This window comes from Bacteroides sp. 519 (genome assembly GCF_010500955.1).
GTDB lineage: Bacteria > Bacteroidota > Bacteroidia > Bacteroidales > Bacteroidaceae > Bacteroides.
On sequence record NZ_QVMJ01000005.1, the window covers coordinates 67,745 to 90,241 of the forward strand.

Genomic DNA, 22,497 nt, shown 5'->3' on the forward strand with positions numbered 1-22,497 from the left:
ATGAAAAGAATCCTATATATATTGCAACACGATCCATGGGGAATTGGAGGAGGAAGTTATGCATGTTACATATATTTTAAAGCTTTCCATTCTTTGTTTCCCGATTATGATATAGATGTCTTAATTTGTGATGATTGTATGACACGCCAACCACAGACATGGAAAAATAAATGCAATTTTATTCCTGTGCCCAAACGAAGTTTGTTATCTAGAATTGGTTTTGTTTTTACTGGTATTATGCATCGATATCAATATTTGGCCAAGCAGCTACTGAAAAAAAACAATTACGAGTATTGTATATTTGACCACAATCAGATTGCCGGAACTCTTATATCCTATACGAAACCGGAGACAAAAAGCATTGTAATTCATCACAATTTTGAGCAACAATATACAATTGACAATACCTCTTCTTATTTTAAAAGATTGCTATTGTTACCTCATGTTCGGAACTGTGAACGTAAAGCATATCTAAATTGCACACATAATATATTTCTTACAGAAGAAGATCGATTAGAATTTAATCTAACATATGGTGAGACAAAAAGTCAAACAGCTTGTATAGGAATCTTTGATATAAAACTACAAAGTTCCGATTATTTAAAATTGTATAATAAAAAAAACACGATTGTTATTACAGGCTCTCTCGATAATATCCAGAATACAGATGGTATTGAATATTTTATTAAGGAACTATATCCATTGATTTCCACCGATATAGATATTATTATAGCAGGTAAAAACCCTAACCAAACGATTAAAAATGCTGTAAGTGGACTAAATAATGTTATGTTGATTGCTAACCCTCAAAACATGAATGAAATCATTCATATGGGAACCATTTTTGTTTGTCCAACGCGCTTAGGGAGTGGGATAAAAATTCGTGTATCCGATGCCCTCCGCAATGGTTTACCAGTAATCGCACATAGCGTTTCGGCGAGAGGATATTCTAACTTTATAAAAAAAGGTTATTTTTTTACCTATACAAACCCCAAAATTTTTTTAAAAAAACTCAATGAAATATTGCAACTTCGAGAAAGTAACAAACTAAATTCAAAAGAAATTATAGAATTCTACAATTCTGAACATAGCTTTTCTTCTGGGCTGCAAAAACTTAAGGATCTTTTACTGTAACCTTTTATCGTATTCAACAATATAGATCATCTCCTATTATTCATCTATGGCATGATATAAATTCTTTAAAGACAGTTCAAATCCTAGACTACTTCATGACATATGACTCTAATAATTATTAAAAATTCATCTCAAATAAATGAAGATCGTTTTCTTTTCCAACTTCCTTAACCACCATCAAGTAGCTGTAGCAGATGAACTTTATAAACTTACAGAAGGAAAATATCGTTTTATTGAAACTATGCCAATACCTGAGGCACTAAAAAAAAGTGGATATCCTGACTTTTCTTTTAAACCTTATATAATAAAAGCATATAAAAACGGTTATGAATATCAATTAGCAGAGAAACTAGCAAGAGAATCCAATGTTGCCATTTTTGGATGGATTGGCCTTGAGCATTTTGAGAAGATTAGAGCACGAACAAAAAAAATAGCATTTCAATGCAACGAACGATGGCTTAAACGAGGATTAATAAATTTTCTTTCACCAAACTTTCAAAAATGGCTATGGAATTATTATCTAAACTTACGAAACAGTCCATTTTATATGCTTTGTGCAAGTGCTTATGCTTCATCAGATCTTCATTCTTTTGCAGCTTATAATAATAGATGTTATAAGTGGGGATACTTTCTTCAAACAGAAGATATTGATATTCAAAAGATTTTATTAAACAAACAAAAACAACCTTTTTCAATAATATGGGTTGGACGTTTCCTTAATTGGAAGCACCCAGAAATACCAATAAAAATGTCGAAGATTTTGCATAACAAAGGGTATGAATTTACACTTAATATGTACGGATCAGGTAAATTACTAAAAAAAACAAAACATATGATAAACAAGGAGGGGCTTTCTAATATCATTTCACTTCGAGGAAATCTTCCAAACAAGGATTTGTTATTAGAAATGCAGGAACATCATATACTTTTAGTAACAAGTGATCGTAATGAAGGGTGGGGAGCTGTCATTAATGAAGCGATGAATAATGGATGTACTGTGGTTGGAGCTAAAGCTATAGGATCAATCCCGTATTTAATAAAAGACAAGAAAAATGGTTGTATATTTAGAGATATGCAATCATTAATCCATAGCGTTGAATATCTAATAAATCACCGTGAATTATGTGAGGAATATGCTCGTAAAGCTTATTCTACAATTAGAGATTTCTGGGGACCACAAGTTGCTGCTAATAATTTTCTAAAATTGATTGAATGCTTAACCAATGGACAAGAAACAACAATAACAGAAGGCCCATGTAGCAAAGCAACACCTTTTATTTAATCGATTTACTGATATGGAAATAAAATTACTATTTTATCTTACTCGTTTCCCTGGAATTGGTGGTATTGAAACTGTTACATCTATAATCTGTCAAGCTTTAATTATCAAAGGATATCAAATAGATATAATATCACATTGTCAACAAAACAACAACTATAATTTTGTAAATATAAAACTATGGAAAATGCCCAATCCACAGAAATGGGTTACAAAAGAAAACTATGAATATATAGACTTTGTAATTAAAAATGGTAATTATAATGCGATCATTTATCAAGATAGCTATGCTCCAACAGAATCAATCATTTATTCCATATCCCAAAAATACAAAATCCCCATTTATGTTTTTGAGCACAATTCTCCTTTGCTCATCTATAACAAACGTAATCTTGAATCTATTCTGACAATAAAGGGATTATTACGTCGAGTTTTACACCCATATTTACTTTCTCAAGAACGGAAACGGAAACGAAAACTATTGGATTGTTCAACAAAATACATTTTATTGTCAAAACAATTCATTTCTGAATTTTGCAAACAAGTTGATTATGATAATGTAGACAATAAGGTGACATATATACATAATCCAATAAGAATAACGTCTACCCCTGTTAACCTTGAAATAAAAGAGAACATTATACTTTATGTGGGAAGGTTAGCTCCCGAGAAAAGAGTCGATGTAATGCTTAAACTTTGGAGAACATTACACAATTCTGTTGCAAAAGATTGGAGGTTTGTTATAGTTGGTGACGGTGTAGAAAAACCAAGATTGGAAAAAATGGTACACTCATTAAATCTAAGAAATGTAAATTTTGAAGGGTTTCAAGATCCATCAGAATACTATAAAAGAGCAAAGATATTTTTAATGATGTCAAAATTTGAAGGATGGGGGTTAACATTAATAGAGTCTATGCAATACGGAGTTGTTCCGATTGCTCAAAAGAATTTCTCATCTATAGTTGATATTATTGACAATGGAATAAATGGATATATTGTTAATAACCAACAGGAAAGTATACAGTCTGTCATTTCAGAATTAATAGGTAATAAGCATTTATTCACAACAATGAGTCTAAATGCTATTGGGAAATCAAAATTATTCAGCATAGAATCAATTATCCCCGAATGGATTAACCTACTAAAAGGTAATAAATGAAATCATTGTTTTTAACTTCTTATGGGTCACGACGTGCCGGTGGGCTTTTTGCAACAATGCAAGATTACAGTAAGGCATTACAACAAAAAGGAATATCACCTGTAATAATGCCATTTGTGGATGAATTTTGGGAAAAAGATAAAATAGCCTATGAAAACATCAAAGTAACTAACTACCACCGACTATCATTTCCAGTGATTAGTTCTCTAGGTTTCTCTACAGATATACATAAATTAATTTCATCTGAGAATCCGGAAATAATTCATCAACAAGGTATATGGATGTATTATTCTTATGCGGCTCTAAAAATGAAACGCACTAATCCCAAATGCAAGTTGATTATAGAACCACATGGTATGCTTGATCCGTGGGCTTTAAAGAATTCTGCTTGGAAGAAGAAAATAGTCGGAAAACTTTTTGAATATCAAAATCTTAATTCTGCAGATTGCATTCATGCTTTATGCAAAGCTGAATATGAGAGTATTCGCCAATTTGGACTTAAAAATCCGATTGCTATAATTCCAAACGGTATAAATATACCGGCTTCCCCCCATTTAAACCGAAATCACAAAATAAAAACGCTATTATTTATTAGTCGAATCCATCCTAAGAAAGGACTAATCCCATTAATTGAAGGGCTCCATATTGTTGCTCTTACGCAACCAAAACAACTAATTAATTGGAAAGTTAGAATTGCAGGTTGGGATCAGAATGGACACTTAGAAGAACTAAAATCACTTGTTAAAGAATACAAGTTAACAAATATGGTTCAATTTATTGGTCCGGTGATGGGAGAAAAAAAAGAACTTGAGTTGTGTAATGCTAATGCTTTTATTTTGCCATCATTTAGTGAAGGATTGCCAATGTCAGTCTTAGAAGCTTGGGCATATAAATTGCCTGTAATTATGACAAAATATTGCAACCTCCCTGAAGGTTTTGAAAATGGAGCAGCAATTCATATTGATCCTAATCCCCAAAGTATCGCAAATGCCTTACAACAAATATTCACAATGGAGACTAACAATTTATCAGAAATTGGCAATAATGGTTTTGGTTTAGTCAAAAAAGAATTTAGTTGGGAGCATATAGCCAGCCAAACTATCCAACTTTATAATTTTTTATTAAAAAACACTGATAAACCAGATTTTGTTTATGACTAAAGTTAATTTTTCATTATATAATAATTCATGGTATCAACCTGGGAGTTCTCGTATAATAATTTTTTTTTGGTATTTTACCAACATTATATTTATACGTAATATTTGGAATCCGTCATCAAAAATAAGAATTATCATACTTAGATTATTTGGAGCAAAAATAGGAGATCATGTAGTAATTAAACCTGGCGTTAACATTAAATATCCTTGGAATTTGAAAATTGGAGACTATGCATGGATTGGAGAGAATGTATGGATTGATAATTTAGCCACAGTAATAATAGGGAATCACGTTTGTATCAGCCAAGGAGCTATGTTACTTTGTGGAAATCATAATTACAAGAAAGAAACCTTTGATTTAATCACCGGAGAGATTATACTGGAAGACGGGTGTTGGGTCGGTGCCCAATCCGTTGTTTGCCCTAATGTAACCATGCATAGTCATTCAGTATTAAGTGTTGGTTCAGTTGCTAACAATGATTTAGAAGCATACTTCATTTACCAGGGTGTACCAGCAATCAAAGTAAGGGAACGAATTATATACTAATTTCATTCTACCTTTCATGAAAATATCCATCATTACCACCACCTACAATAGCAGTAAAACATTGCTCAGTACTATTGAGAGTGTGCTTCACCAAAGCTACACTGATATTGAATTCATTATCATCGATGGAGGCTCTCAAGACAATACATTGGAAATTATTAGAACAATGGAACCATATTTTTCTGGCCGTTTATATTGGATAAGCGAACCAGACAAAGGAATGTATGATGCCATGAATAAAGGAATAGCCATTGCTACAGGTGATGTGATTGGTATATTAAACTCGGATGACTTTTATACCTCTCCCCATGTATTAAAAAGGATCGCCACTGAACTAAAAAGCCCAAGTATTGATGCTGTATACGGTGACATTCATTTTGTAAATGATTCCGACTTAGATAATTGCGTACGCTACTATTCATCACAAAGATTCCGGCGATGGCAAATGAGATTAGGCTTTATGCCGGCACATCCCTCCTTTTATTGTAGACAAGAAGTTTATAATAAGTTGGGAGATTTTAATTGTTCCTATAAAGTTGCGGCCGACTTTGAACATTTACTACGTTTAATCTTCGTACATCGTATCCGTACAAAATATATACCACTAGATTGTGTAACAATGCGTACAGGGGGAGCCTCAACATCCGGAACAACAAGTCATATACAAATATTAAAAGATCACCTAAGAGCATACAAAGAAAATGGCGTATTTTCCAACATACTATTTGAAAGTTTACGCTATATATACAAACTAACAGAAGTTATTTACCAAAAAGTTTATAGACAAATTAATTCATTATGACCAAAACTGCATTAATCACCGGCATCACCGGACAAGATGGTTCTTTCCTTGCTGAGTTTCTTATCGAAAAAGGATATGAAGTCCATGGTATTTTACGCCGTTCATCCATATTCAATACCAGCCGCATAGAACATCTTTATTTAGATGAATGGGTACGTGATATGAAACAGCAACGATTAATCAACCTTCATTATGGAGATATGACCGATAGCAGTTCGTTGGTACGAATCATTCAATTAATACAACCAGATGAGATTTACAATCTGGCCGCACAGAGCCATGTAAAAGTATCATTCGATGTTCCTGAATACACAGCTGAAGCCGATGCAGTAGGTACATTAAGATTACTGGAAGCTGTACGCATATTAGGGCTGGAAAAGAAAACCCGCATCTATCAGGCTTCTACCTCCGAATTATACGGTAAAGTATTGGAAGTACCCCAAAGCGAAACTACTCCATTTTATCCTCGTTCGCCTTATGGGGTAGCCAAACAATATGGTTTCTGGATTACCAAGAACTACCGCGAAAGTTATGGAATGTTTGCAGTAAATGGCATCCTGTTTAACCATGAAAGTGAACGCCGGGGTGAAACATTTGTAACCCGAAAAATAACATTAGCTGCCTCGCGCATAGCGCAAGGTTTACAGGATAAATTATACTTGGGTAATTTAAACTCTTTACGCGATTGGGGATATGCCAAAGATTATGTAGAATGTATGTGGATGATGTTGCAACATCCGGAACCGGAAGACTTTGTTATAGCAACCGGAGAATACCATACAGTACGCGAATTCTGTACTTTGGCTTTTAAAGAAGCAGGGATTGAATTAACCTGGCAGGGAGAAGATGAAAACGAAAAAGGTATTGACAAAACAACTGGAAAGGTATTGGTTGAAGTAGATTCTAAATATTATCGTCCGGCAGAAGTGGAACAATTATTGGGTGATCCTACAAAAGCAAAAACAGTACTAGGCTGGAATCCTACTAAAACAAGCTTTACTGATTTGGTCAAAATTATGGTATCGCATGATATGGAGTATGTAAAGCGTTTTTAATTAAAAAACTTTGCTTTAAATGAATGTACGACTACTAATTATTTTCTTTTCTATCTCTACTTTCTCTATCATAGCGAAAGCACAGTACAGCATGGGGCTTACAGGGCAGTTAAACATACCTACTGCTGAGCTAAATGAGACAGGCACATTTATGGGTGGATTCAACTTTCTTCCGGAAAAAACAACTCCTGATAAATTTGACTACAACACATGGAATTACTTTGTAAACATGACTTTCTTTTCGTTTCTGGAAATAAACTATAAATGCACATTGATTAAAGGAGATTTCATGAGTAACAAGTATAAATTCAGGGAACAGGATCGATCCTTTTCGGCTAAATTACGTTTATTACAAGAAGGTAAATACCTCCCCGCTATTGCCGTCGGAGTGAATGACCCTTTAAAGCAAGGCATGAACTACTTTGCCTCCCTTTACGGCGTCCTCACCAAAAACCTTCTTCCCAAAAGCGAGCACAAGTTAGCCCTATCTTTAGGCTACTACCATGGATTAAACAGTAGTACCCTACAAGACGGCCTCTTCGGCGGCATCCGCTACACCCCCGCCTTCCTGAAACAAATCTCCGCCATGGCCGAATACGACTCACAAGGCTTTAACCTGGGCATAGCCGCCAAAGTATGGAAGCATCTTTCCATGCACATCTTTACCCACGAGTTTAAATGCGTATCCGGTGGCATACGTTACGAATACACACTAATCCATTAAGCAAGATGAAAAGAGTTTTTATACTGATCATACTAGTGTGTGGATTGAATACTGTGTATGCACAACTCGCAGAGAAACTGCAGCAACTGGGATTTGAAAACATTCAGGTAACAGAGAACAACCGCACATATACCGTAGCCTTTGAAGACAATGTGTACCGGGGCACGTACCGCGGAATAGGCAAAGCCATACAAGCAGGGATAGAAGGAATACAAACAGGAGCACTCGAAATGGTTGTACTCCACAACCAGATTCCCCAATTGTGCATCACATTAACCGAAGCAACCATTACAGCCTACAAACAGAAAGAGATCGGTTTGAGTGATGTGTACCGACAGATGGGCATCACAACAGCTACCGATAAACTAAAACAGACTACCAAGATAAATTCCTCGAAATGGAAAACCGACATCGTATTTTATCCGGATGTAACACTGGAGAACTTCACTTTTGATAAGCTCTACCATTATGCAGTAGACCTTTCTCCCGCCCTGCAAACATCTCCTTGGAAAGGGGCCATGATTACCGCACAGGTAGTCTTCCCTATTCTAACTAATATGAATGGCGAGCATACCCGGATACGTCCCGGAGTAATAGCCCTGTCGCAGGAAGTACGATTCAAAAAGAACTGGCTGGGACGGGTGGTTGCCGGAAACTTTACCAACAACCGGATTGGCGTTCAGGCAGAACTAACTTACCGTACTCCCAACGGCAGATTTGAAATAGGCGGGGTAATAGGCAGCACCGGATACTCGGAAGTGAACAGTGAAGACGGATGGTACATTGGTACCAGTCAGCGAATAAATGCCATGTTAAAGGGTATGCTTTACATACCACAATTCAATCTAGAAATGACCGGTGAGGCAGGTCGTTATTTATATGGCGATTACGGACTTCGGGGAGATATTACCCGACATTTCGGAGAATATGCTGTGGGATTATTTGGTATGTTTGTAGAGGGTGAAATTAATGGAGGATTCCATTTCTCCATCCCCTTAGCCGGGAAGAGCTGGAAACGAAACCGGATGATACGAATTAAACCCGCCGATTACTTTGCTGCCGAATACAGCGTTGAAGCATACGGCAAATATATGGATGAGAAAATGGGACGCAAGTATGCTACCCGGGCTGATGAGAATCGCAGTCAACGGTTCTATCAACCGGACTACATAAGGTATTTTTTAATTCGCGAGATTCGCGAATTAAAAAAATAGTTGAGAGTTGAAAGTTGAGAGTTGAGAGTTGCGATGCCGCATCGATCAATTGCCGTCTGCTTTAGCTGACGGTCTGGGAAGCATACCAATTTGGGCTTTAGCCAAATTAAATCAACTTTGGCTAAAGCCAAGAGAGAAATCTTTCTAACAACCGTCAGCTAAAGCAGACGGCAATTGATAGCGAGGTCTTCATGCTTTCGCGCTTTCATGCCTTCGCGCCTTCGTGCTTTAAAATAACCAACTATATATATAAATTATGAAAATGAACAAGTTTTTACAATGGGGGTTGCTATGTTGCGCCGCCCTATCTATGAACAGTTGTGCATTCGGCGACGACGAGAAAGATATTGAAATCGTTGACGACCCGATGACCGAAACTGAAGTGTATTACATTGCAGGTACCGTTTATGACGCAGGTACAGCAACTGCACTATCAGGTGTAAAAGTGGAAGCCAATGGCGAAAGTGTTACCACCGAAAGTGATGGTCAATTCCAATTCGAGGTACCTAGTAAAAAGGATTATACAGTTACATTCAGCAAAGATAAATACCTGGGTGTGAATGCTGAAGTTACTATTGCATCGAGTGCAGCAAACAGAAGTTTGGTGGCATTAGGCGTTAAACTTGCAGCTAAAAGCGAAACAATAACTGTAGAAGCGAATAAGGAAAAAGAAGTTAGTGATAAAGAAGAACGGGAAGAAGCCAATGTTATCATTACCATTCCAGCAGGTGCTGCTACAGAATCGTTCAAGATGAGCGTAACACCTTATGAAGAACCACAAAAAGTTAATTCATCTTTAAAAACTGGTAAAGAAACAATTGATGTAGCCTTGAAAAACATTGCTGTTGAAGCAACTAAAAATGAGTTCACTAGCGACTTGACTGTAACCTTTATGAACATTGCCAGCGACAATGTATATTTTGAAAATGCAGAAGTATACAGCCAAGGTGGACTAGCAAGAGCCATAGATGGTTGGGAGAAAGAAAACATCAAAGTAACAGCTAGCAATGGTAACTATCATTTTGATACCAAACAGCTGAAAGCTAAATACATGTTGACCATCGAAGCTGAAAAAAATACGGGTGCTGAAAACAAATCGGAGTACAACCTGGTAAACGGAAAGAACGAACTGAAAGTAGACAACAGTGGAAACAACAGTGCGATGAAAGATATCGCTATCAAAGTGGAAGCAAAAGCAGGATGGGAATTCACTGTAAACCCAACAAAAGCACTAGAAGATGTTGGTATTACTGGTAGTGATCTTACCAATATGGCTGCAACCATCAAAGATATTATTGAAGCACAAGAAGGTGGTTTCGCCAAATACTATACTGTTGAATATGAACTAAAAGCCAGTGTTAGCGGCAATCACATTATGTATTATCGCAACCGCGCCAAATTCTGCGAAAAAGCATATACATTTGACATCGTTGTAAAAGGCGGAAAAAATGTCAAAGCCGTTGTAAAAGTGAAAGCATACACTGGTATGGAAGATCTTTATCAAAACGAAGAGGCTACACAACATTCAGGAGGAAAAATTTAATTTAGTTGAGTAATGAGTAGTGAGTAGTGAGTAATGAGTAGTGAGTTGCCATGCCGCATGGTATTCTTACTACTAACTACTAGCTACTAACTACTACTAGCTACTAGCTACTAACTACTAGCTACTAACTACTAACTACTAGCTACTAGCTACTAATTAACAAACAATTATGAAAAAGATATATTTAACCCTAATATTCCTACTTGCCTTAACAGTAAATATGGCAGCTCAGGAAAAGAGACCACTTCAATGGTTTATTTCAGGTGGTCCCAGTAGTGTTATTGCACTAAATGGTTCTTCAAACACTAGCTTAGGTGGTAAAATTTCGGCAGGAACATGGCTAAACGGATATACCGGATTCCGTGCCAATGTAGAAGTTGCAAACATCTGGATGAAAAATGACTTCACAGCCATGTCGTATGGAGCAAGCATAGACTGGATGATCAACTTGTTAGCTATGGATACCTATCACTGGACAAAAGGCTTCTTTTTGAACACCTTCGTTGGAGTTGGCTATAACTACTACTCACTAGACAAAAAATATAGTGACAAGTACTCAAAGATAAATACAGTTGACTTTAATTTCTCTTTGCAAGCTATCTACAAGTTAAATCCCAAACTTAGCTTATTCTTTGAACCGGGTATCAAAATTGGTCCTAAGTTCTATGATATAGAGAATAAAAAAGACCCGTATGTTAGCTTGATGCTTACAGCGGGAGTGACGTTTAATTTGTAAAGGAAGATAAAGGAGGTAGAGTGAGGTAAAGGTAATAGAGATGATAAAGAAAATAAAGAATATAGAGAAAAAGAGAAAACTCTATGGTCTTTATAATCTTTATAACCTTTACTCCCTTCCTCTACCTAACTTTACCTCCTTTACCTCCTCTACCTAACTTTACCTCCTTTACCATGCTCATCGCAGTAGATTTTGACGGAACCATTGTCCAGCACCGTTATCCGGAAATTGGACGGGAAATACCTTTCGCAACAGATACATTAAAAATGTTGATGAAAGATCAGCACATGCTTATTCTATGGACAGTACGCGAAGGCAAACTGCTAGATGAAGCTGTAAAATGGTGTGAAGAACGCGGAGTACGGTTTTACGCCGTCAACAAAAACTATCCGGAAGAGGAACCTGGCGACCCAGATTACTCACGCAAACTAAAAACCGACCTGTTTATCGACGACAGGAACATTGGTGGAGTACCCGACTGGGGACTGATCTACCAAATGATTAAAAGTGGAAAAACATCCGAAATTCCTTCTACTTTATCCGAAACAAAAAAGAAACCAGGATTCTTTAAAAGACTTTTTAGTGAGTTTTGAGTAATGAGTTTTGAGTAATGAGTTACGATGCCGCATGGAAACTCATAACTCATCACTCACTACTCATCACTCAAAACTTCAATAAAAAAGCTGTCTCATTCGTTTGAGGCAGCTTTTTTCTTTTTTAACTGCGGAGTACGCTGAGTTTAAGCCTGAATTATTCATACTTGTTTGGTTCAGTTAGAGGCTGAGTTGAACTAAAAGTGAGTTCACAAGCAATTACCCCTTGGGGTAAAATTTGAATAACCCCCAGTGAAGCGAAGCGACTGGGGGTGGAGAATAGACTCAATCTCATCAACGCCGAAGGTGTTGAATGTCCAATTGAACCCTTATCGGGTTCCCATGCTAGTGAGTGATTTATCTACCAGTCGCTTCGCTTCACTGGGGGTTATTCAAATTGAATCCCAAAGGGATTCCCTGTATGCGGCATCCTACTTATACCGTACGACAAAAGCGAAGCCTCAGTGTTTCTGTGTCTCTGTGTTTTTATTCAATTCCTATCTGATTTGAACCAAGATTCAATACCGCATAGAACTTAAAAACTCCGCGTTAATCCGCGAAACTCTGCGGTTAAAATATCAGAACCCTTTCGCGCCTTCGCGCTTTTTCTTCTCCCCATTTATAATTACTCCCTTTCCCCTTTTTACCTATTCATAGTGATTGATTAGCTTTCGATTTATAAAGACCTTTGCGGAGATTTTAACAACACAAAATTCTTTATAAATTGAAAACTGTATTATATAAAATTTGTTTCGTTCTTACCTGTTTGCTGATTCCTATAGTAACATTGGCTCAACAGAGCGAAACAATGATTTCGGGCAAGGTATTATCTACAGAAAAAGAAATCATTGACTTTGCAACCGTTTACCTGAAAGGTACCAATTATGGAAGTACCAATTATGGAAGTACTACCAATCTCGAAGGTATTTATCATATTAAAGCCCCTGCAGGTGAATATACGCTGGTGGTTTCTGCCATTGGTTACAAAACAACAGAAGTAAAAGTAACACTAACCGTAGGCGAACGGATTCGTAAAAATGTAACCATTGCTCCCGAAACAACAGAGCTCGATGAAGTGGTGATCCTCTCAAACGGAGTAAGCCGTATAAAACGTTCGGCATTCAATGCAGTGGCCATCGATACAAAGGCCTTGCAGCATACAACCCAGAACCTTAGTTCGGCTTTGGCACAAGCCCCCGGAATGAAACTGCGTGAGTCGGGTGGGGTTGGGTCGGATATGCAGTTAATGATGGATGGCTTTAGCGGCAAGCACATCAAAATATTTATTGATGGTGTGCCACAGGAAGGGGTAGGTGCATCGTTTGGTTTGAACAATATACCTGTGAATTATGCCGAACGGATTGAAATTTACCGAGGTGTGGTTCCTGTTGGGTTGGGTACCGATGCCATTGGCGGAGTAATCAATATCGTTACTAAAAAGAATCAGGCAAAATGGTTTCTGGATGCTTCGTATTCGTATGGATCGTTCAATACACATAAGTCGTACATCAACTTTGGACAAACACTTAAGAATGGTTTTACTTACGAGATAAATGCTTTTCAAAATTACTCGGATAATAGCTATTACATAGATACTCCTGTAAAAGAGTTTATAGGCGAAACAGGATCTAGCACCGATGAGTCTGAAATAGAACATGTAAAACGGTTTCACGACACTTATCATAGTGAAGCTGTTGTAGCTAAAATAGGGGTTGTAGCTAAAAAATGGGCCGACCGTTTACTGGTTTCGTTTACATACTCGCAGATGTATAAAGAAATACAAAACGGGGTTCTTCAACAAATTGTTTATGGAGATAAACACCGTAAGGGGCATACTGTTATGCCGGCACTTGAATATCGCAAACGCGATTTATTTATCAAAGGATTAGATGTTTCCTTAACCGCCAATTACAACAAGAATATAGTTAATAATGTAGATACGTCTTCTTACGAATATAACTGGCGTGGTGAAAAACGTCGTAAGAAATCGGGCGTTTATGGCGAACAGTCTTATCAGCATACCCGTTCGGACAACAATAACTGGAACGGAACTTTCACTGCTAATTACCACTTAAACAAAATACACCTGTTTACCCTCAACCATGTACTTACCGATTTTAAGCGTAATAACCAATCGTTGTTAACAGCCAATGCCACCAAGAACCCTATTCCGAAAGAAACAGTTAAAAACATCAGTGGCTTATCATACCGGTTGATGCCCAATGAAAACTGGAACCTATCGGTGTTTGGAAAGTACTACAATATATATAGTGCAGGGCCTGTGGCTACCACAACCAATCAGGATGATTTTGTACGTGTAAGCAACTCTGTTAGTTCAACCGGTTATGGGGCGGCTGGTACTTACTTTATACTTAGGGGCTTGCAAGCCAAACTGTCGTACGAAAAGGCTTATCGCCTGCCCTCTAACGAAGAGATGTTTGGTGATGAAGACCTGGAAACCGGAGATATAGGGATTAAACCGGAGAACAGTGACAATGTAAACCTGAATTTAAGTTACAATGAGGCGTTTGGCAAGCATTCTATTTATGTTGAAGGTGGTTTAATTTATCGGGATACCAAAGATTATATAGTACGCCAACTAACCAGTCTTGGTGGAGGAAACACCGGAGCCGGTTATACAAACCACGGACGTGTAGAAACGAAAGGATACAACCTGGCAGCACGCTACGGCTTTGCCCGGTGGATAAGTATAGGAGGTAATTTTACCCAGATAAATGTACGTAGTAAAGTAAAAACCAGCAGTGCAGGTTCCAGTCAGGAGAATGCGGCGTATGGTGCACGGATCCCCAACACACCTTATCGGTTTGCCAATTCGGATGTAACCCTTCTTTGGCACGATTTAGGCAGAAAAGGTAATCTGTTAACAGTTACGTACGATAATATGTATGTAAAAGACTTCCCACTTCGTTCCGAGGCTTTTGGCGATTATAGTACAAAAGATATTGTACCCTCACAATTCTCTCACAACCTTGTTGTTTCGTATAGCTTTCGGAAGGGACGCTACAGCCTTTCGTTTGAATGCCGAAACTTTACCAATGAAAAGTTATACGATGACTTCAGCTTACAGAAAGCCGGGAGGGTGTTTAATGGAAAAATGAGGGTTTGTCTTTGAGTTAGTTACGAATTTAAACTTAAATAAAATGAAGAATTATTTTTTTAAAAGCATAGCTGCCCTGATGGCGATATGTGTATTTACATCTTGTGAAGACGATCCTAAAGAAACAGGTAATACTGGTGATGATGTAACAGAAGCCTATATTGTTGTAGGCACCAATACCGAAGGCAACGAGATAGGAAGTTGGCTGGTATCTACTGACGATATTGAATCGAACAGTCTTACTGCGAAAGGCATTGGAACGGAGTCGGCCAATGTAACACAGTGGGTATATTTTAATGAAAAATACCTGTATGGTTTGGTGTATAATCAAGGCAATGCAGGTGTAACTTACTCTTATACCCTGAACCCGAGTGGTAAAGTTGAACGAAGAAGTAAAACAAATGAGATTCAGCGTTTCACCACTTATGGAACTTACGATAATAATATTATAACAACCTCAACCGGTGATCTGGGTACGGAGTTTGCCGATGAAAACGGTTATCTACCCAAAGGCTTTCTGGTATCGTATCTGAATGTAGAAACACAGGAATATAGTTCAAATGCAACAGTGCTACATGCCGAGAATTACCTGGGTAACGGCGAGTTTGTAACTTTTGCAGGACTGTTGCAGGTTGGTAGTAAACTATATACTGCACCTATACCAATGGGATTAAGCCAATACGGTACTAAGGCCGAAGGTGGAAAATACGTTATATACCCGGAACTGGTAAAGACCGAAGATGGTGGTAGTAACAGTAGCAGCTATAAAAAAGATGAACTGCAATGGACACAATATCCCGATGAAGCATACGTTGCTATTTACAATGACGAAACCTTTACTACGAAAAAGCTAATTAAAACAGATAAAATAAGCTACGCCAGTGGACGTTTTAAATCTCAGTATTATCAAATGATTTGGGCGGCAGATAATGGAGATGTTTATGTGTTTTCGCCCAGTCATGCCAAAACCATGACAGCCGATGTACAAAAGACCACAAAGCCAGCCGGCGTAGTGCGTATTAAATCGGGCGCTGATGATTTTGATCCGGATTATTACTACAACCTGGAAGAGCAGGCAGGCGGAAGATCGTTTATGCGTACCTGGCACATTACAGACGATTATTTCCTGTTATTGATGTTTGACAGACCTTACAGCGAAACAGGTTATACGGCTAATCAGTTAGCAATATTCAAAGGCTCAACCGGAAAACTGAATGTTGATTTATCTGGTTTACCCGCTGCGGCTGATGTTACAGCTATTGGCTCTCCTTATGTTGAGGGTGGACATATTTATGTTCCGATTAAAACAACTTCGGGACCAGCTATTTACAAAATAAATCCGGTTACTGGTGTGGCAACTAAAGGTGCTACTATCGATATGCAAACAATTCCGGCTGTGGGCAAGTTGAAGGTTATTAAGTAACGTTTTGGGGAGATTTATTACAGAAATGAGAAAGCTGTTTTTTAAAATACATCTGTGGTTATCAATACCTTTCGGTATTATTATAGCAATTGTTTGTATATCGGGAGCGATCCTGGTATTCGAGACCGAAATACTGGAACAGTGTTATTCTTCGCGCTATTTTGTAAAGGAAGTAAAAGGAGAACCACTATCGCCTGCCGAGCTCATTAGCTCGGCACGACAGCAGCTTCCCGACTCCATAAAAATAAGTGGTTTGCGTGTTACATCCAATCCCAAACGAACTTATCAGGTGGTTTTGCCGGGGAAAAAGGCAGCTGCATTTATTGATCCTTATACCGGACAAATAACCGGAATAGATCAGGGACAGGGATTTTTTATGCAAACCATGCGCCTTCACCGCTGGTTGCTCGATACCTACAAGCGAGATGGTGGTTTCTCTTGGGGTAAATCACTTGTGGGATGGTCTACGCTTATACTCGTAATAATCCTTATCAGTGGTATTGTAATCTGGTGGCCCCGCAGCAAGAAAGCATTAAAAAACCGGTTGAAGATTCAAACAAAAAAAGGAGCTTTCCGCTTTTGGTACGATTTGCATGTTTCCGGTGGTTTTTATGTTACGTTGTTTTTGTTGATTTTGGCATTAACCGGCTTAACATGGTCGTTTGGTTGGTATCGCAATGTTTTTTATAATATATTTGGGGTAAGTACCCAAGCAGAAGCACATGCTTCGGCCCCAGCAGCAACTTCTGGCAAAAGAGGTTCAGGTGAAAGGAAAGGTGGAAAGCAAACCGCAGATTATACGCTTTGGGCTGATGTGTTAGCTAATCTGCAAAATAAATATTCAAGGTACAATTCAATCACCATTCAAGATGGTTCGGCTACTGTTTCTACTGCCAGGTATGGAAATACCAGAGGAAGTGATCGTTACTCCTTCGACCCGGTAACTGGTACCATAACAGAAACCCAGTTATATAAAGATTTACCCAAATCGGCTAAAATAAGGGGTTGGATTTATTCCGTTCATGTTGGTTCATGGGGAGGTATTACTACCAGAATACTTTCATGCCTTGTTTCATTGCTAGGTGGAGTTTTTGCTATAACAGGCTATTATTTCTGGATAAAGAAAAAGGTGAAGAAGATAAAATAGAAAAATAATCTTCTGTTTTGATTTTTTTAGCCACAGATTGCGCGGATTACGCGGATTTTAATTTTTCAGATTATTAATCCGTGTAATCTGTTAATCTGTGGTTAATTGACATAACACTGGGCTTCATATTTTAATTTTAACCAATCAGATATCTTTTTATATTTCTCGTTTCTTTATCAAACTCAACACCAACTTTTACTAATTTCCGGTTATCTGCGGTATACGGTATTAAATAACTCTTTTCATCAATCTGTTTCAGGGCTTCCTCTGCTGTTCCATTGAGTTTAAATTCAAAAACATATATATAATCATTGGTTTTTACTATTGCATCGGCTCGCCCAATTGCCGAACGGACTTCTGCCTCAATAAACTGTCCCATTAACTGGAAGATGAGATAGAAAACAACCTGATAATGACGTTCAGTCTTATCATTCAAATCGTAAGGGATGCTGCCAAAGAAGGCTCTCATACGAGTAAGAAAGGCATCAATATCATTTTCTTCTAGTTCCTGAGTGAATTTACCGATATAAAATGGCGTGTTTTGTGAGGGAACAGGTGTGTAAAAAGGTGTTATAAAGTTTAGAAGTCCATATTTTACTTCTTCGTTAGGAAATCCCAAAGTGTATGTTTGAAAACGTTCATCATAACTTTTTATAGTGAGATATCCGCTTTGGTAAATCATTGGTATGGGGTTATTAATGTTAGCTCGGTCATCCATTAAGGAAGATGCAATAACTTCAATACCATCTAATTCGCGCAAGTCAAAATCTGTTTTACGAAGCATCTCAACCAAAAAAGTAGGAGTACCGCTTGCAAACCAATAATTCTCAAAAGTACCATCGCTCAATACATTCAGTAAACTGAAAGGATTGTATATGCCCATCATATTATGCCTGCTGAAATGATAACCATCGTATCGGCGCGTCAATCTTTCCATTGTTTCCTCATACGTCAGGTTGTTCCATGCTGCAAGATTCTGTAGTCCTGATTGAAAACAATCCTCAATCTCCTGGCGGTTCATACCACAAATATCGGCAAAACGTGGGTCAAAGCTTATATCTTTCAATTGATTAAGATTGCTGAAAATTCCCATTTGCGCAAATTTAGTAACCCCCGTAATGAGAACAAAATGCAACCATTGATCGGCACTTTTTAATACGGTATAAAACGCTGTCAATATTACACGAAACTGTTCCTGTAGTTTTTCATCATGGAAACTGCGTAGAAGAGGTTTGTCGTACTCATCAATTAGAACAACAACACGACGACCGGTTTTTTGGTATGCCTTTTCAATCACAGTCATAAACCGACCGGAATGATTAATACCTTCACCTCCTGTTTCATAAAGATCTTCCCACCTTCTTAGTTGTTTCTCAAGCATCTCCAATAGATTTTCACAGCTATCATATCGATCTGCATTGAGGTCAAGATGTAGCACCGGATGAACATTCCACTCAGCTTCCCATTTCTCAATGGCTAATCCATGGAAAAGTTCTTTCTTTCCCTGAAAGTATGCTTCTATGGTAGAAAGCAATAAACTCTTCCCAAATCGTCGGGGACGACTAAGAAAATAAGGATTACCTAATTCAATAAGTTTACGGATATGATGTGTTTTGTCTACATATTCATAACCTTCCTGACGCAACTTCTCGAAACTTTGTATACCTATGGGATATCTGGGTTCCATGATTCTTGAATTTTATTTATGCAAACTTAAATAAAAATGTTCGATTTATATGGTAATTGAATGAAAATTACCACGAGCTTGGATTATTCATAGAGACTGAGTTTTTGAAACGCTGAGTTACGCTAAGTAACGCTGAGTTTTTATTTCGATGCCGCAGGAAAACTAAAACTCTGCGTAACTCCGCGCAACTTAGCGTTTCAACACCCCTCTGATTTGAACCAAATTAGAATAACTAAAGACATTACTTGCATAAGAAACAATCCCGTTTTATTTTTGCGTAAGAAATAATAATAACGCATATATAACAATGAAACTCCATTTAGCTGTTTGCTCTATTTGTTTAATTAGCCTCTTTCAGTGCCAAAGCCCGAAAGAGAATTCACAACAAAACCTGGTAGAAGTAGGAAAAGGATATAGCAGAACTTCCGTAAACACAACCGTTTTCAGAAACAATTCGGTGGCAACATTTGGCGATACGCAGTTTATTGCCTACTACGATGCCGATGAATATCTGGTATTAGGTAAACGTAAACTTGGTGAAAAGAAATGGGAAATTAAAAGATCGCCCTATCAAGGTAAATGTCGGGATGCACATAACATCATCAGTTTTATGATAGATGGCGAAGGCTACCTGCATGTTTCATTCGATCATCATAATAATAAACTCAATTATTGCCGCAGTGTTGCTCCTCTTTCTCTGGAATTGGGAGAGAAAATACCAATGACCGGAGTTGATGAGGAAAAGGTAACCTATCCGGAATTCTACTTGCTTGGTAATGGCGACTTGTTGTTTGCTTACCGATCGGGTGCTTCGGGACGAGGCAACTTGGTAATGAATCGCTATTCGGTAGAAAACAAAGAATGGAGCCGTGTGCAGGATGTATTGATTGATGGTGAAAACAAACGCAATGCATATTGGCAACTGTATGTAGATGAACGCGGAACCATTCACCTGTCTTGGGTATGGCGCGAATCTTATAATGTAGAAACCAATCATGATTTATGTTATGCCCGATCGTTGGACAATGGTATAACCTGGTATAAAACCAATGGCGAAAAGTATGAACTCCCTATAAAAGAAGAGAATGCCGAAATAGCCTGCCACATTGCGCAGAACTCGGAACTGATAAATCAAACCAGTATGAGTGCCAATAGCGATGGCAACCCTTTTATTGCTACTTATTGGAGGGATCAGGATAGCGAAGTACCCCAATATCGCATTGTATGGTTCGATGGCGAAATATGGCACAACCGGCAGGTGAGCGAACGCCAAACTCCCTTCTCGCTAAAAGGTGGCGGTACAAAAATGATTCCCATTGCCCGCCCGCGGATAGTAGCCGATGGCAATAAGATATATTACATTTTCCGCGACGAGGAAAGAGGTAGCAAAGTGTCTATGGCTTATACCGATAATGTAGGCTCTGGTAACTGGCAAATCTGTGATCTTACCGATTTCTCTGTTGATGCTTGGGAACCATCGCACGATACGGAACTTTGGAAACAAAAGAAAGAGCTCCATTTGTATGTTCAACAAACCAGTCAAGGTGATGGAGAGCAGACAGTAGAAACGGAGCCCCAAATGGTGTATGTGTTAGAGGTTAATGAGTGTACTCAAACCAATTGAAATCGGCAATAACCGGATTGGCTTTATTCTTCGACACAGCATAAAGCCCCAGATATACCCCGGTAAAACCTCCCAATGTTTCGGAACTGATAAAGCGGGTGTTGACTTTGGCAATCACACCACTGGCTTTATTGCCTTGCTTGTACGAAAACTCATAGTAGTCGGCCGATCCGGTAACAAATAGTGTTAAAGGGTTATTGTCTATTTCAATCTCTTTTTCAATGTGATTAATGTTTCCCAAGTGGTATTTTACCTGTAAAACCCTTTTTCCTGCTTTTTGTGTAACATACATATCGTAGTGTCCGGTAGAATTCATGTACACCGTAATTCCGGCTTCATCGCCCTCGCTTATATTTTTTATATCTACAGGCGTTGAGGCTGTAAAGTTAATATGTTGTTGTCGGCGGCCAAGAAAGGTAGGGCTGGCGTTATCGTCAAGCGTAACAACATCTCCTTTTAATCGTAATGCACCATTTGTAATGCTGTAATTACTATAATTGGGATTACGAAGATAATTCCATTTCAAATTTAATTTGCTGCTATTAAACTCGTCGCGAATAGGTTCGGCTGGCCATGGGTGTTGTGGTAAAAGGTGAGATACATTCATATCCAAAGTAACTGCTCCATTGCCGTTAATTACAGGCCAGGCATTGGTGTCCCATCTCACAGGTGCAAGAAATGTTTCACGTCCTAACAGGTGATGCAGGTAAGATTGTGGGCGGAAACCCAAGAAAACACTCCACCACGAACCATCGTGTCCTTCAATCAGGTCGGCATGGCCAACCCCCTGTATAGCGTTGCCTTGTGTATGTTCGTTGATGTGTGTAAGAATAGGGTTTGCCGGGTTAGACTCGTAGGGTCCATAAAGCTCACGGCTCCGGGCAATGGTTACCTTATGCCCATATTCCGTACCACCTTCTGCAATAAGCAGGTAATACCATCCATCCTTTTTATACAGATGGGGTGCTTCGGGATATCTGCCACCTGTACCTCGCCAGATTACCTTTGAGTTTGATAATTGCTTACCTGTTGCCACATCAATTTCGCATAGTTGAATGCCATCGGGTATAGACAGGAAATAACATTTACCATTATCGAAGAAAAGTGTAGGATCTATGCCTCCCTGTTTTACCCAGATAGGTTCCGACCATTCGCCTGCCGGATCTTTAGTGTGTACATAAAAATTGCCTTTATCGTTTACATTGGTAGTAACCATATAAAATGTTCCGTTGTTATACCGGATAGTGGGGGCGTATATGCCACCTGATGGTGCTATATTATGTAACTTCAATTGCGATTCGCGTGTGAGGCAATGGCCTATTTGTTTCCAGTTTACCATATCTTTACTGTGAAATACAGGAACACCGGGAAAATATTCGAAGGTACTTGTTACCAGATAATAATCATCGTTTACTCTGCAAACCGAAGGGTCGGGGTAAAATCCGGGAATTACCGGGTTTTTGTATGTATATTGGGCAAACAAATTGCCACACATAACTAAACAAACTAGTAAGAGCAATGTTTTTTTTAGTGTTTTCATGATTTTGGTTTATTA

The 22,497-nt window shown here is 38.3% G+C and carries 18 protein-coding genes; 16 read left to right on the top strand and 2 right to left on the bottom strand.

Going from position 1 to position 22,497, the window contains the following annotated elements; all coding sequences use genetic code 11:
• From D0T85_RS06620 to D0T85_RS06690, 15 genes are all read left to right on the top strand, one after another.
• Complete coding sequence (locus D0T85_RS06620; RefSeq protein WP_163211495.1) at window positions 1–1,134, top strand: glycosyltransferase; 1,134 nt, start codon at window positions 1–3, stop codon at window positions 1,132–1,134.
• A gap of 139 nt (window positions 1,135–1,273) precedes the next feature.
• The gene (locus tag D0T85_RS06625) at window positions 1,274–2,416 is read left to right on the top strand and encodes a glycosyltransferase family 4 protein (protein ID WP_163211497.1); all 1,143 of its coding nucleotides are present in this window, start codon (window positions 1,274–1,276) and stop codon (window positions 2,414–2,416) included.
• Between the two features lie 13 nt (window positions 2,417–2,429).
• On the top strand, window positions 2,430–3,572 hold the full coding sequence (locus D0T85_RS06630) for a glycosyltransferase (RefSeq protein ID WP_163211499.1): 1,143 nt from the start codon (window positions 2,430–2,432) through the stop codon (window positions 3,570–3,572).
• On the top strand, window positions 3,569–4,732 hold the full coding sequence (locus D0T85_RS06635; protein WP_163211501.1) for a glycosyltransferase: 1,164 nt from the start codon (window positions 3,569–3,571) through the stop codon (window positions 4,730–4,732). Before D0T85_RS06630 ends, D0T85_RS06635 begins: the two co-directional genes overlap by 4 nt.
• Window positions 4,725–5,276, top strand: coding sequence for a WcaF family extracellular polysaccharide biosynthesis acetyltransferase (locus D0T85_RS06640; RefSeq protein WP_163211503.1), 552 nt, complete (start codon window positions 4,725–4,727; stop codon window positions 5,274–5,276). The genes D0T85_RS06635 and D0T85_RS06640 overlap by 8 nt, the downstream gene beginning before the upstream one ends.
• Before the next feature lie 16 nt (window positions 5,277–5,292).
• Complete coding sequence (locus D0T85_RS06645) at window positions 5,293–6,078, top strand: glycosyltransferase family 2 protein (protein WP_163211505.1); 786 nt, start codon at window positions 5,293–5,295, stop codon at window positions 6,076–6,078.
• Window positions 6,072–7,133 carry a GDP-mannose 4,6-dehydratase gene (gene gmd / locus D0T85_RS06650; protein WP_163211881.1) on the top strand — a complete coding sequence of 354 codons (1,062 nt, stop codon included), beginning with the start codon at window positions 6,072–6,074 and terminating at the stop codon, window positions 7,131–7,133. Before D0T85_RS06645 ends, gmd begins: the two co-directional genes overlap by 7 nt.
• Before the next feature lie 19 nt (window positions 7,134–7,152).
• Window positions 7,153–7,857: a YjbH domain-containing protein gene (locus D0T85_RS06655; RefSeq protein ID WP_163211507.1), complete on the top strand. Its 705-nt coding sequence runs from the start codon at window positions 7,153–7,155 to the stop codon at window positions 7,855–7,857.
• A gap of 5 nt (window positions 7,858–7,862) precedes the next feature.
• Window positions 7,863–9,071: a YjbH domain-containing protein gene (locus D0T85_RS06660; protein ID WP_163211509.1), complete on the top strand. Its 1,209-nt coding sequence runs from the start codon at window positions 7,863–7,865 to the stop codon at window positions 9,069–9,071.
• Window positions 9,072–9,333: 262 nt separating this feature from the next.
• Window positions 9,334–10,614 carry a carboxypeptidase regulatory-like domain-containing protein gene (locus tag D0T85_RS06665; protein WP_163211511.1) on the top strand — a complete coding sequence of 427 codons (1,281 nt, stop codon included), beginning with the start codon at window positions 9,334–9,336 and terminating at the stop codon, window positions 10,612–10,614.
• Window positions 10,615–10,783: 169 nt separating this feature from the next.
• Window positions 10,784–11,350, top strand: a complete 567-nt coding sequence (locus tag D0T85_RS06670; protein WP_163211513.1) for a hypothetical protein — start codon at window positions 10,784–10,786, stop codon at window positions 11,348–11,350.
• A gap of 173 nt (window positions 11,351–11,523) precedes the next feature.
• Window positions 11,524–11,943: a BT0820 family HAD-type phosphatase gene (locus D0T85_RS06675; RefSeq protein ID WP_163211883.1), complete on the top strand. Its 420-nt coding sequence runs from the start codon at window positions 11,524–11,526 to the stop codon at window positions 11,941–11,943.
• Window positions 11,944–12,751: 808 nt separating this feature from the next.
• Window positions 12,752–15,076 carry a TonB-dependent receptor gene (locus D0T85_RS06680; RefSeq protein ID WP_163211885.1) on the top strand — a complete coding sequence of 775 codons (2,325 nt, stop codon included), beginning with the start codon at window positions 12,752–12,754 and terminating at the stop codon, window positions 15,074–15,076.
• Window positions 15,077–15,104: 28 nt separating this feature from the next.
• Window positions 15,105–16,484, top strand: a complete 1,380-nt coding sequence (locus D0T85_RS06685) for a DUF4374 domain-containing protein (RefSeq protein WP_163211515.1) — start codon at window positions 15,105–15,107, stop codon at window positions 16,482–16,484.
• A 25-nt stretch (window positions 16,485–16,509) separates the two neighbouring features.
• Window positions 16,510–17,631 (top strand): PepSY domain-containing protein, encoded by a 1,122-nt coding sequence (locus tag D0T85_RS06690; protein WP_163211517.1) that lies wholly within the window; start codon window positions 16,510–16,512, stop codon window positions 17,629–17,631.
• 136 nt (window positions 17,632–17,767) lie between these two features.
• On the opposite strand, the gene D0T85_RS06695 is transcribed toward D0T85_RS06690, so the two are convergent.
• Window positions 17,768–19,318 carry an ATP-binding protein gene (locus D0T85_RS06695; protein WP_163211519.1) on the bottom strand — a complete coding sequence of 517 codons (1,551 nt, stop codon included), beginning with the start codon at window positions 19,316–19,318 and terminating at the stop codon, window positions 17,768–17,770.
• A gap of 307 nt (window positions 19,319–19,625) precedes the next feature.
• On the opposite strand from D0T85_RS06695, the gene D0T85_RS06700 reads away from it, so the two are divergent.
• Window positions 19,626–20,942 carry a BNR repeat-containing protein gene (locus D0T85_RS06700; RefSeq protein WP_163211521.1) on the top strand — a complete coding sequence of 439 codons (1,317 nt, stop codon included), beginning with the start codon at window positions 19,626–19,628 and terminating at the stop codon, window positions 20,940–20,942.
• Here the strand turns inward: D0T85_RS06700 and D0T85_RS06705 are convergent.
• Window positions 20,917–22,482, bottom strand: a complete 1,566-nt coding sequence (locus D0T85_RS06705) for a glycoside hydrolase family 43 protein (protein ID WP_163211523.1) — start codon at window positions 22,480–22,482, stop codon at window positions 20,917–20,919. The two genes, D0T85_RS06700 and D0T85_RS06705, sit on opposite strands and share 26 nt — an antisense overlap.
• Window positions 22,483–22,497 lie beyond the last annotated feature (15 nt).